Source organism: Corynebacterium jeddahense (assembly GCF_028609865.1).
In the GTDB taxonomy this organism is placed as follows: Bacteria; Actinomycetota; Actinomycetes; order Mycobacteriales; family Mycobacteriaceae; genus Corynebacterium; species Corynebacterium jeddahense.
Map to the genome: position 1 here is coordinate 1,482,923 of NZ_CP063194.1, position 11,870 is coordinate 1,494,792.

At 68.8% G+C, this 11,870-nt stretch carries 11 protein-coding genes; all 11 read right to left on the reverse strand.

Annotation, left to right across the window (positions count from 1 at the left end; translation table 11 throughout):
* Positions 1-48 precede the first annotated feature (48 nt).
* Entirely contained in the window at positions 49-2,325 is a 2,277-nt protein-coding gene (locus CJEDD_RS07240; protein ID WP_042404854.1) for a RelA/SpoT family protein, read from the reverse strand.
* Positions 2,326-2,372: 47 nt separating this feature from the next.
* Entirely contained in the window at positions 2,373-2,948 is a 576-nt protein-coding gene (locus tag CJEDD_RS07245) for an adenine phosphoribosyltransferase (RefSeq protein ID WP_273657457.1), read from the reverse strand.
* Positions 2,949-2,982: 34 nt separating this feature from the next.
* A complete protein-coding gene (locus CJEDD_RS07250; protein WP_081764452.1) occupies positions 2,983-4,587 on the reverse strand; it encodes an ABC transporter substrate-binding protein in 1,605 nt (534 codons plus the stop codon).
* Between the two features lie 13 nt (positions 4,588-4,600).
* Positions 4,601-5,791 (reverse strand): protein translocase subunit SecF, encoded by a 1,191-nt coding sequence (gene secF / locus CJEDD_RS07255; protein WP_042404850.1) that lies wholly within the window; start codon positions 5,789-5,791, stop codon positions 4,601-4,603.
* Positions 5,792-5,793: 2 nt separating this feature from the next.
* Positions 5,794-7,719 (reverse strand): protein translocase subunit SecD, encoded by a 1,926-nt coding sequence (gene secD, locus CJEDD_RS07260; RefSeq protein ID WP_042404848.1) that lies wholly within the window; start codon positions 7,717-7,719, stop codon positions 5,794-5,796.
* Between the two features lie 134 nt (positions 7,720-7,853).
* Complete coding sequence (locus CJEDD_RS07265; RefSeq protein WP_042404846.1) at positions 7,854-8,153, reverse strand: preprotein translocase subunit YajC; 300 nt, start codon at positions 8,151-8,153, stop codon at positions 7,854-7,856.
* Between the two features lie 43 nt (positions 8,154-8,196).
* Positions 8,197-9,273 (reverse strand): Holliday junction branch migration DNA helicase RuvB, encoded by a 1,077-nt coding sequence (ruvB, locus tag CJEDD_RS07270; RefSeq protein WP_042404844.1) that lies wholly within the window; start codon positions 9,271-9,273, stop codon positions 8,197-8,199.
* Between the two features lie 10 nt (positions 9,274-9,283).
* Positions 9,284-9,898 (reverse strand): Holliday junction branch migration protein RuvA, encoded by a 615-nt coding sequence (gene ruvA / locus CJEDD_RS07275; RefSeq protein WP_042404842.1) that lies wholly within the window; start codon positions 9,896-9,898, stop codon positions 9,284-9,286.
* Positions 9,895-10,428 carry a crossover junction endodeoxyribonuclease RuvC gene (gene ruvC, locus CJEDD_RS07280; protein WP_157034374.1) on the reverse strand — a complete coding sequence of 178 codons (534 nt, stop codon included), beginning with the start codon at positions 10,426-10,428 and terminating at the stop codon, positions 9,895-9,897. The genes ruvA and ruvC overlap by 4 nt, the downstream gene beginning before the upstream one ends.
* Before the next feature lie 160 nt (positions 10,429-10,588).
* Entirely contained in the window at positions 10,589-11,341 is a 753-nt protein-coding gene (locus tag CJEDD_RS07285; protein WP_042404840.1) for a YebC/PmpR family DNA-binding transcriptional regulator, read from the reverse strand.
* A 68-nt stretch (positions 11,342-11,409) separates the two neighbouring features.
* A complete protein-coding gene (locus tag CJEDD_RS07290) occupies positions 11,410-11,865 on the reverse strand; it encodes a hypothetical protein (protein WP_042404897.1) in 456 nt (151 codons plus the stop codon).
* Positions 11,866-11,870 lie beyond the last annotated feature (5 nt).

Here is an 11,870-nt window from a genome sequence, read left to right on the forward strand (position 1 = left end):
CCAACATTTCACCGCACGGTAACCTCAATCCAACCTGTGCGAAACCTATTAAGCCGTCACGCGATACACGTCGAAGACACCCTCGATGTTGCGGATCTGGTTCATGATCGAGCCGAGCTGCTTGATGTCGGAGACCTCGATGGTGAGCCGGATCGTCGCGATGCGGTCGTCGCCCGCCTGGGACGACAGCGCCAGGATCGGCAGCTTCGCGTCCGAGAGCACGCCCGTTGTCTCGGTGAGCAGGCCGTTGCGGTCGAGCGCCTCGAGCTGGATCGTCGCGCGCGAGGCATCGCGGCTGGAGCGGGCGGACGCCCATGCGACGTCGACAAGCCGCTCGGGCTCCGCCTTGAGCTTTGCCGCGTTTGTGCAGTCCGCGCGGTGGACGGAGACTCCCCCGCCGCGCGTGACAAAGCCGAAGATCGCGTCGCCCGGCACCGGCTGGCAGCACTTGGCCAGCTTCGCCATGACGTCCGGGCTGCCCTCGACGAGGATGCCCGGCCCGTCGCCGGCCGCCTTCGGCCGCACGAGCGCCGACATCGGCGTGCGCGCGGTGAGGTCGTCGACGGCGTCCTCGTCCCCGCCGAACATGTCCATGAGCGAGCGCGCGACGTGCTGCGCGGAGACGGTGCCGGCGCCGATCGCGGTGTAGAGGGCGTCGACGTCCGCGTAGTGCAGGCGCGTGGCCACCTGTCGCATCGACTCGTTCGTGAACAGGCGGTGGATGGGCAGCCCGCCGCGCTGGACTTCCGCGGCAAGCGCGTCGCGGCCCGCCTCGAGCTGCTCTTCGCGGCGCTCCTTGGCAAACCACTGGCGGATCTTCGCCTTCGCCCGCGGGGAGACGACGAAGTCCTGCCAGTCCCGCGACGGGCCGGCGTTCTGGTCTTTCGACGTGAAGATCTCGACGCGGTCGCCCGACTTCAGCTCCGTCTCGAGGGTGACAAGCTTGCCGTTCACCTTCGCGCCGATGCACCGGTGGCCGACCTCAGTGTGCACGGCGTAGGCGAAGTCCACTGGCGTCGATCCCGCGGGCAGATCGACGACGTCGCCTTTCGGCGTGAACGCGAAGATCTGCTGGCTGGTGAGGTCGTAGCGCAGCGAGTCGAGGAACTCGTTCGGGTCCGCGGCCTCCTTCTGCCAGTCGAGCAGCTGGCGCATCCACGCCATCTGGTCCACCTCGGCCTGGTCGCCCTTGTGCGAGCCTTTCGTCTCCTTGTAGCGCCAGTGCGCCGCGACGCCGAACTCGGCGTTGTAGTGCATCTCGTGCGTGCGCACCTGCACCTCGAGGGGGCGGCCCGTCGGCGTCATCACCGTCGTGTGCAGCGACTGATAGACGCCGAACTTCGGGTTCGAGATGTAGTCCTTGAACCGCCCGGGCATCGCGGAGTACAGCGAGTGCACCACGCCGATTGCCGCGTAGCAGTCGTTCACGGTGTCCACGAGGACGCGGATGCCCACGAGGTCGAAGATCTCGTTGAAGTCGTGCCCGCGCACCGACATCTTCTGGTAAATCGACCAGTAATGCTTCGGCCGCCCCATCACCTCGGCCTCGATACCGTTCGCGGCGAGCTCGCGCTGGAGGTCCGCGGTGATCTCGCGCAGCGCGCGGTCGCGCGACGGGGCGTGGTCTGCGACGAGACGGACGATCTCCTCGTACTTCTTCGGCTGCAGGATGGCGAAGGCGAGGTCCTCGAGCTCCCACTTCACGCTCGCCATGCCGAGGCGGTGCGCGAGCGGCGCGATGACGTCGAGCGTCTCCTGCGCCTTTTTCGCCTGCTTCTCGGGCGGCAGGAAGCGCATGGTGCGCATGTTGTGGAGGCGGTCGGCCACCTTGATCACCAGCACGCGCGGGTCCTCCGCCATGGCCACGATCATCTTGCGGATCGTCTCCGCCTCGGCCGCCGCGCCGAGGGCGACCTTGTCCAGCTTGGTCACGCCGTTGACCAGCTTCGCCACCTCCGGGCCGAAGTCCCGGGTGAGGTCGTCCAGCGTGAAGTCGGTGTCCTCCACCGTGTCGTGCAGCAGCGCGGCGACGAGCGTCGTCGTATCCATGCCGATCTCCGCGCAGATCGTGGCGACGGCCAACGGGTGCGTGATGTACGGGTCCCCCGACTTGCGGAACACGCCCTCGTGCAAGTGCTCCGCTGTCTCGTACGCGCGGTTGAGCAGTTCCGCGTCCGCTTTCGGGTGGTACTGGCGGTGGATGGACAGCAGCGGGTCGAGCACCGGGTTCGTGCGCGGACGGCCGCTGCCGGTCAACGAGCGCGCGAGGCGGGCCGACATGCTGCGCACCGACGGCCCAGAACGTTTCACCGGTTTATCGGACATGTCGTTCCTCCCATGGCGCAACAGGTCAGCCAGCTAAAAGCCCAATACTACGCCTGGTCGGGCTTCTCCTCGCCGAGGACCACCAAGGGTGCGCTGCCGAGCTTGTCGCGCCCGCCCAGCCCCGCGACCTCGGGGACGACGACGTACCCGGCGACCTCGCCGCCCGCGCGCTCGATGAGGTCGCGCGCCGCCACGAGGGTGCCGCCGGTGGCCAGCACGTCGTCGACAAGCACGATCTTCTTGCCGGCGATGTCCATGCCGTCGGCGGGGATTTCCAGCGCAGCGGTGCTGTACTCGGTGGTGTACTCCTGCGTGATCACAGGGGGCGGCAGCTTACCCTTCTTGCGGATGGCGAGGATGCCGGTGCCCATCTCGTAGGCGACGGCGGAGCCGAGGAGGAACCCGCGCGCGTCGAGGCCGCCGACGAGGTCGGCCCCGAGTGCGCGGCTCGCCTCCGCCATTTCGGCGATAACGACGTTGAGCGCCGCCGGGTCGGCGAGCACCGGGGTGAGGTCCTCGAAGAGCACGCCCTTTTCCGGGAAGTCGGGGACGTGGCGGATCTTGTGCTCGAGCGCTTCGCGTGCGTTGGCGTACGTCTTGCCGTTGATCGGTGTCGGGGCCATGGTGGTCGGTCTCCTCAAAGTGTGTTGTGGTGGGCTAGTTTGCGGTTGTCGTGGTGTCGGGCTGCACCTGCCAGCGGTCCATGTTCCACCCGATGCCGGCACGGCCCGTGTACGGCACCACGTTACGCACGGCACCGTCGATGGCGAAGGTACGCGGCTGGGCGGCAAGCGGGATGGACGGCAGGTCCTTCCACAGCTGCCCCTCCTGCGCCCGCAGCGCCGCGAGCTCCTGGGCGCGGTTGTTCGCAGCCGGGTGCTCCGTCATCGGGTCGACCGCGTGGATGACGGCGTCCACGGAGCCGTCCTGCTGCTCGGCATTGCCCCATTCGTCGTAGTCCACGCGCGGCAGGTCGGCGAGCGTCTTGCCGCCCTCCGTCGCGTCCACGATCTGGATGCCGGCGGGCTCGCACGTGCGGCGCATGGACTCGACCATCGCGGCGAGGCGGGCGTCCGGGTGCGCGTACCCGACGCGCAGGGTGGACCCGGAGAGCGCGGAGGCCGCCGCGATGTCCACGTCGAGGTGCGGCGTAGCGACGTCGGCAAGCCGCTGCGCCAGCGGGTCGCCGTGCTGCAGGACGTGCAGCGGAGCGACGGGGACCTCGATACCCGCGACCTTGCCCGACGCCTGCGCGACCGCGCGGGGGTCGATGCAGCGCGAGACGGCCTCGCGGTTCGCCGGCTCCGCCCACATACCGGACTCCTCAAAGGAGAGCACCTCGGTGAGCTCACCGACCTCGGTGGTCACCTTGAGGCGATTGCCCTCCGCGTCCGCGTCGTACCACGCCGGGTTGGCGTCGCGCAGGTCCCCGATACGCAGCGCGCCGGACTCCGCAAGCTCGCCCGAATCCGCCGACCCGGGCCACACTACGAGCTCCGGGATCTGCGGCGCGTCGCCGTAGTAGTACTCGTTGGCCACGAGGTGCACCTCGCCGCGCTCGCCGACCTCGGCGATCTTGAACGGGCCGAAGGAGACCTGCAGGTCTGGGTCGAAGTGCGCGAGGTCGAATCCCTCCCGCCAGATCTGTGCCACGGGCTTGAGGCGGGAGAAGTCGTCGGACCGGAGGTCGTCGATAAGCTGATCGACGCTCTCGCCCAGCTTCCCGGCGATTGCGTGGGCCGGCATGACCGTCCCCGCGCCGAAAAGGCCACGCCAGCGCGCGCCGCGGCGCTCCTTGAACGCGACGGTGAATTCCTTCGAGCCGGGGGTGCAGCTCAGGTCGGCGGTGTCGTCGAAGAGGGGCAGGTGGGCCCCGAAGAGGCTCGGGTACTGCCCCGCGGTGAACGTGAGCAGGTAGTCCGCGCACGTGACTGCCGTGCCGTCGGAGAACACGGCGTCGTCGGACAGGGTGTAGATCACCTTGCGCTGGTCCCCGGGCAGCACCTGCGTTGTCACCAGGTCGGTGTTCGGGATCATCTCCCCGCTCGGCCCCGGCACGTACACGCCGGGATAAAGCCTGCCGGAGAGGAGCTCCGCGTTGTCCGTCGCGCCGGCGAGCGTGCCAGCGTTCGTCGAGCGAAGGTCGCTCACCGCCTGGTAGCCGAAGTACTGCTTCGTCGCCTCCTGCTGCTCGGTGTGGTCCGAGCAGCCAGCGAGCAGCAGCGCTGCCGCGGCCGCCGCGGCGGCCATGCGTCGTCTCATCGCACGCCCCGCACTACCCGCGGTTCGTCGGGCGCCAGGTGCTCGACCCCGTCGCCCGGGTCTCGCCGGCGGCACGGCTCACGGGAGCAGCCACCTGCCGCTTCTCGACGACCACAGGCTCCTCCTCTTCCTCGACGGCCCCGCTGCGGTAAGCTTCGACCTCGGCGTTGTGCTCCTTGTATTTCTTCTCGCGGTTCACGATGGACACGAGCAGCGGCGTGGCGAGGAACAGCGAGGAGAAGATGCCCTCGATCACGCCGACGAGCTGGATGACCGCCAGGTCGCGCAGGGTGCCCACGCCGAGCATCCACACGGCGACGACCATGAGCGCGATGATCGGCAGGGCGGAGATCACGGAGGTGGAGATCGAGCGCATCACGGTCTGATTCACGGCGAGGTTGGCCTCCTCCGCGTACGTAGACCGGCGGGAGTCCAGGATTCCGGCCGTGTTCTCCTTCACCTTGTCGAAGACGATGACGGTGTCGTAGAGCGAGAAGGTGAGCACGGTGAGGAAGCCGATGATCATCGCCGGCGTGATCTCGAGCCCGAACAAGGCGTAGAAGCCGAGGATGAGCACGCCGTCGATGAGCAGCGCCGCCATCGCGGCGAGCGCCATCTCGCGCTGCAGGCGCAGCGCAACGTAGACGGCGGCGGCGACGAGGAAGACCACCATCGCGAGCAGCATGCGGTTGGTGATGGTGGAGCCCCACGACTCGGACACCGTCGAGTCACCGATCGCCTCGGGGCTCGGGTTGCCGTCGAAATCTTCGGGCTGGTACTCGTCGTAGATCGCCTGGCGCGCGGCGTCGATCTGCTCCTGCGAGAGGTGCTCGGAGTTGATCTCCAGCATACGGGCGTCACCCGAGCCGACGATCTGAGTGAGCTCCGGGGTGACCCCGGTGGCGTCGGTAAACGTCTGCTCGACTTCCTCCGCCACGAGGTCGTCCGCGGGCATGGTCATCTTCGTGCCGCCCTCGAAGTCGATGCCCATGTTGAAGCCGCGCAGCAGCATGGCGAGCAGCGAGATGACGACGAGCGCGAGCGTGATGCCGTACCAAAGCTTGCGGCGGCCGACGAAGTCGATCGTGCTCGTGCCGTCGTGCAGCGCCTCGGTGTCGCGCCGGCGCGACTGAACCTTCCGCGTGTTCTCAGTGTTCCCGGTGTTCCCGGTGTTCTCTGTGGAAGCGACTTTGGTGCTCGACATGGTTAGTTCTCCTCAATCGTTGCGGCCGGGGCGGAGACGAGCTCCGCCGGTTCCGTAGAGGTCTGCGCCGCCGTGCGGCGCTGCTCAGCCGTGCGGAACGCGTTGCCCATGCCGTTGACGCTGGGCTTGGACCAGAATGTGCTGCGCGAGGCGAGGATGAGCAGCGGCGCGGTGACCAGGAAGGTGACCACGAGGTCGAAGATGGTGGTCAGGCCCATCGTGAACGCGAAGCCCTTCACGTCGCCAATGGCGAGGAAGTAGATGATCACCGCGGCGATCAGGGTGACCATGTTGCCCGTGACCACCGTGTCCTTCGCGCGATCCCAGCCGGACGCGCTGGCGGAGCGGAACGTCTTGCCCTTGCGCACCTCGTCCTTGATGCGCTCGTAGATGACCACGAACGAGTCGGCCGTCGCGCCGATGCCGATGACCAGGCCGGCGATGCCGGACAGGTCGAGCGAGTAACCGATCCAGCGGCCGAGCAGCACGAGCGTGCCGTACACCAGCGCGCCGGAGGCGACGAGCGTGAGCAGCGAGATGAGGCCGTAGAGGCGGTAGTACGCGAGGACGAACAGCGCGACGAGGAGCAGGCCCACCAGGCCCGCGTACAGGCCGGCCTTGAGCGAGGCCTGGCCGAGCGACGGCGGCACCGTCGTCGCCGTGCCGCCCGGCTCGCCGTTCTCGCCGGCGAAGGACAGCGGCAGCGCGCCGTAGCGCAGGTTGTTCGCCAGGCTCTCCGCCTCGGCCTGCGTGAAGCTGCCGGTGATCGACGTCGCCGAGCCGACCGGCGTCGCACCCTGGATCACCGGGGCGGAAATGACCTGCGAGTCGAGGGTGATGGCGATCTGCTTCTGCAGCATCTCGCTCGTGAGCTTCGCCCACGTCTCGGAGCCGTTCGGCTCGCCGGCCTGGCTGAACGCGAAGCTGATCTCCATCTGGTTCGACTTCGGGTTGTAGCCGCCCGTGATCGCGCGGGAGGTGTCAATCTGCTCGCCGGTCAGGCGCGGGCCGTTCGGGTCGGTGACGCCGTCGAGAAGCGGAACCTCGTCGAGCAGCAGCGCCTGGCCGGTGTTCGAATCGCAGGCGACGAGCGGGAGGTCCTGGCGGTCTGAACCCGCGAGCAGGTCCGTCTTCTGGCCCATGCAGCGCGCGGACATGAGCGTCAGGGCCGCGTACTGCTCGTTCGGGTCCGTGGACTGGCGGGTGCGGCGGAGCATGTCCGTCGTCTCCTGGCGGCGCTCGGTCGCCTCGACCGGGCCGTTCGGCTCCGGCAGCGGCTTCTCCTTGAGCTGCGGCACGTCCACCGGCTCGGACGGCTGCTCCGACTCGGTCGGGGCGACATCCTTGCCCGCCTCGTCCTGGCCGTCGGCCTTGTCACCCTTCTCCGCGGCCTCCTTGGCCTGCTTCTCCGCCGCCTGCTTGCGCGAGGCGATCTGAGTGAGCACCGCCTGGCCCTCCTGCTCGGAGAACACGCCGTACTTCACCCACTCGTTGGTCATGTCGTAGATCGTGTCGTCCACCTTGGCGGGGTCCGCGGCCGGCGGCTGGAGCACCGGGCGGAAGAACAGCTGCGAGGTCTGGCCGATGTTGCGGATCTCGGACGTATCGTCACCCGCCGCCTCGATGACGATGGTGTTGCCGTCCACCACCACGCTCGCGCCCGAGACACCCATGCCGTTCACGCGGTTTTCCAGGATGTTGCGCGCGTCGTTCAACTGGTCCTGCGTCGGGTTATCGCCCTGCGGCACGAGGGTGACGCGGGTGCCACCCTGCAGGTCGATGCCGAGCTTCGGCTCCGGCGATTTCGAACCGGTAAAGAACACGAGCGCGTAGACGCCGATGACCAGGATGGCGAACAACGCCAACGCCCGCGCGGGCCACTGCCGCTTTCGTTTCGCCTCGCCGGAACGCCGAGTGGTGTTGGACACTGAGCTGACTCCTCTGTTTCCGAGCTCCAATATTCACTTCGCCGGACCTCCCCCGCGCCCCGGTTCGGAGCATGGGAGAACCAAGTGCCGGCGAAGGCACAACGGAACATGCTACGTCATGGGCCCCGGAATGCTTACACGGTGTCCGCGGACGGGACGGCGGGACGCTCCCCCGCCGGGCCCTCGATGCGCTTCATCACACCCGCGGACTCCATCTCCACCTCGACGCCGGGCGCGAGCTCAACGAGCATCGTCTCCCCGCGGTTTTCCAGCACGGTGGCGTGGAAGCCGGCGACGTTGACCACGCGGTCGCCCGGCTGGATCGCAGTGCGCATGGCCTCGACCTCGGACTGCCGCTTCTTCTGGGCCCGCCCCATGAGCAGGGACGGCAGCATGAACACGGCGAGGATGACAACGAGCAGAACAATCTCCATGACGCACGAGTATCCCACACGGCCGCCGCCGGTCACCGCGCAGCTAGTAGAGCGGCAGCTGGCCCGGCGCATCCGGCGGCGCCTGCAGGCTGAGGTGCTCCCATGCGGCAGCCGTCGCCACGCGGCCGCGCCCGGTGCGCGACATCAACCCAGCGCGCACGAGGTACGGCTCGCACACCTCCTCGATGGTGCTCGGCTCCTCCCCCACGGCGATCGCCAGCGTACCGACGCCTACCGGCCCGCCGCCGTGGCCCCGAATGAGCGAGTCGAGCACCGCCCGATCCAGCCGGTCCAGCCCGAGCTCGTCGACGTCGAACACGTCGAGCGCGGCCCGCGCCGCGGCGACGTCGACGTGCCCGTCGCCGTGCACGTCAGCCCAGTCTCGCACGCGGCGCAGCAGCCGGTTCGCGATACGCGGCGTGCCGCGCGAGCGCGACGCGATCTCCACCGCGGCGTCCGGGTCGATGCGCACCCCGAGGATGGTGGCGGCGCGGCTGACCACCTTGGTCAGGTCGTCCACGTCGTAGAACTCCATCTGCGCCGTGAACCCGAAGCGGTCGCGCAGCGGGCCGGTGAGCATACCCGCGCGCGTGGTCGCCCCGACCAGCGTAAACGGCGGGATTTCCAGCGGGATCGACGTCGCGCCCGGCCCCTTGCCCACGATGACGTCGATGCGGAAATCCTCCATCGCCATGTAGAGCATCTCCTCGGCGGGGCGCGCGATGCGGTGGATCTCGTCGATGAACAGGACGTCGCCCTCCATGAGGTTCGACAGCATCGCGGCGAGGTCGCCCGCCCGCTCGAGCGCCGGGCCCGACGTCATGCGCAGCGAGGTGCCCAGCTCCTGCGCCACAATCATCGCCATCGTGGTCTTGCCCAGCCCGGGCGGGCCGGACAGCAAGATGTGGTCCGGCGTCACGCCGCGGCTGCGCGCGCCGGCGAGCACGAGGTTGAGCTGCTCGCGCACCTTCGGCTGGCCGATGAATTCGTTGATCGATTTCGGGCGCAGCGACCGCTCGACGTCGTGTTCGTCGGCCTGCGCGTGCGCGTCGATAGGCGAAGGCCCCCGTGCCGCGAACCCCTCCGGCAGCTCGAACTCGGTCTTTTCCACGTCCGACATGGGCCTTACCCTACTTCTTTCCCAGCTCGCTCAGCGCTGCGCGCAGCAGCACCGAGGTGTCCTCGCCCGGGCGCTCCTCCACGAGCGCGTCGACGACCGGGCGCGCGCTGCGCTCCGGGAAGCCGAGCCCCACGAGCGCCTCCACCACCTGCTCGGAGGCGAGGGAGGAGCCCCCGCGTATCGACGCCGCACCAGCGGCAGCCCCCGCCGGCTCGGGAGGGAGGAACGCCTCTACCTTGTCCTTGAGCTCGAGCACGATGCGCTCCGCCATCTTCTTGCCCACGCCCGGGATGGACTGCACCGCCTTCGCGTCGCCCGCCGCGATGCGCGAGGAGAGCTCGCCGGCGTCGAACACCGACAGTGCGGCGAGCGCGAGCTTCGGCCCGAGCCCGGAGACCGTCTGGAGCTTGTGGAACATCTCGCGCGCGTCCGTGTCGCCGAAGCCGTAGAGCGTCACGCCGTCGTCCTTGACCACCATCGTGGTGAGCACCCTCGCCTGCTGCCCGCGGGCGAGCCGGCCGAGCGTATGCGGGGTGGCGAGGAACCGGTAGCCGACCCCGGCGCACTCGATCACCGCGTGGTCGAGGCCGATGGAAAGCACTTCGCCGGAGAGAGAATCAATCATATGTTCGCCGCCTTCTGCGTGAGGTTGGTCGTGCGGGCGATGAGCGGGGCGCGCCAGCAGTGGCACACCGCAATCGCCAGCGCGTCCGCAGCGTCCGCGGGCTTCGGCGGCTCCGAGAGCCCAAGGATGCGGGTGATCATCGCGGTCATTTGCTTCTTGTCCGCCCGGCCGTTGCCGGAGATGGCCTTTTTGACCTCGGACGGGGTGTACATGTGCACCGGGATGCCGCGCTCCGCGGCGGCGAGGACCATCACCCCCACCGCGTGCGCGGTGTGCATGACAGTGGAGACGTTGCCGCGCTCGAAGATGCGCTCCATGGCGACGACGTCCGGCCGGTAGTCGTCCATCCACTCGCCCACGGCGCGCGAGATGCGCAGCAGCCGCTCCGAAAGTTCGGCGGTGGACGGTGTGCGCACGACGCCGACGGCGACCGGGATGATCTGGCGGCCGCGGCCGGCCTGCACGACGGACAGCCCGCACCGGGTCAGGCCCGGATCGATGCCCATGACGCGCAGGCCCTCGAGATGCACGGCGCTGTTCATTCCGCCTCCCCTTCGCTCGGCCGGCACATGTGACACATATGTTCTACCACACGCGCCGGACGCGGCGGTGGCAGCTGGCGCCGCACGGAGCGTCGAGACGCAAAACGGGCACCCCTGCGAGGGATGCCCGGGTCGCGGCGGCGCCACGCTAGTCGTCGAGCTGCGCGGCGACCTCGTCGGAGAACGTCATGTTCGTGTAGACGTTCTGCACGTCGTCGGACTCCTCGAGCGCGTCGATGAGGCGCATCATCTTCTTCGCGCCCTCGGCGTCGAGGTCGACCTCGACGCCGGCACGGAACTCCTGCTCGGAGTCCTCCACCTCGATGCCCTCGGCGGTGAGCGCCTCCTTCACGGCGGTGAGGTCGGTCGGCTTGCAGATGATCTCGAACTCCTCGCCGAGGTCGTTGACCTCGTCGGCGCCCGCGTCGAGCACGGCCATGAGCACGTCGTCCTCGGTGAGCTCGCCCTTCTGGATGGTGACCACGCCGGTGCGCTCGAACATGTACGCCACGGAGCCGGACTCGCCCAGGTTGCCGCCGTTCTTCGTCATCGCGGTGCGGACCTCGGTGGCGGCGCGGTTGCGGTTGTCGGTGAGGCACTCGATGAGCACGGCGACGCCGTTCGTGCCGTAGCCCTCGTACATGACGGTCTGCCAGTCCGAGCCGCCCGCGATCTCGCCGGAGCCGCGCTTGCGGGCGCGCTCGATGTTGTCGCCCGGGACGGAGGCCTTCTTGGCCTTCTTGATCATGTCGTCGAGAGTCGGGTTGGCGGCGGGGTCGCCGCCGCCGGTGCGGGCCGCGACCTCGATGTCCTTAATCAGCTTCGCCCACAATTTCGAACGCTTGGCGTCGTTCGCGGCCTTCTTGTGCTTCGTCGTTGCCCACTTTGAGTGGCCTGACATCGAGCACCCCTTTTCCTCGGTTGACGGTTGACAGACGGCAAGTATACGCACGCCCGCCCTCGCCGCCGCTACCGGTGGCCGCCTGCGAACTGTGGCAACGCCGCTGTACCGCCGAGATGGAGCGCGCGCACCGTGGGGCGCAGGCGCAGCGCGAGCGTGTCGTCGACCGCGTCGTTGTAGAACCGCATGGCGAGCTCGACGCGCGTATTCGCGTCCTGCAGCGGGGCCGGCGCGTCCCCGCGCTGCGCCTCGGCGACCGCGGACATGAACGCCTCCTCGCTGACCAGCCGCTCCGCGAGGTCGGTCGGGGTAAGGCGCATCTGCTCCACCTCCGCAGCGAGCGGCGCCAGCTGCGGGTAGAGCGCCGCCACCACCGCGCAGCGCCGGTCGAGCGCAGCCTGCAGCGCGTCGCGCGAGCGGTCGAGCCGGATGTGCAGTCTGTCTAGGCGCTGGGCAATCGAGTACAGCCACGTCAGCGTTGCCACGGCGAGCGCGACCACAATGACGACGAGTGCGACGTTGATCCCGC

Coding starts and splice junctions, on each gene's coding strand:
- CJEDD_RS07240 (WP_042404854.1), bottom strand. CDS start 2,325: ATGTCCGATAAACCGGTGAAACGTTCTGGGCCGTCGGTGCGCAGCATG.
- CJEDD_RS07245 (WP_273657457.1), bottom strand. CDS start 2,948: ATGGCCCCGACACCGATCAACGGCAAGACGTACGCCAACGCACGCGAA.
- CJEDD_RS07250 (WP_081764452.1), bottom strand. CDS start 4,587: ATGAGACGACGCATGGCCGCCGCGGCGGCCGCGGCAGCGCTGCTGCTC.
- secF (WP_042404850.1), bottom strand. CDS start 5,791: ATGTCGAGCACCAAAGTCGCTTCCACAGAGAACACCGGGAACACCGGG.
- CJEDD_RS07265 (WP_042404846.1), bottom strand. CDS start 8,153: ATGGAGATTGTTCTGCTCGTTGTCATCCTCGCCGTGTTCATGCTGCCG.
- ruvB (WP_042404844.1), bottom strand. CDS start 9,273: ATGTCGGACGTGGAAAAGACCGAGTTCGAGCTGCCGGAGGGGTTCGCG.
- ruvA (WP_042404842.1), bottom strand. CDS start 9,898: ATGATTGATTCTCTCTCCGGCGAAGTGCTTTCCATCGGCCTCGACCAC.
- CJEDD_RS07285 (WP_042404840.1), bottom strand. CDS start 11,341: ATGTCAGGCCACTCAAAGTGGGCAACGACGAAGCACAAGAAGGCCGCG.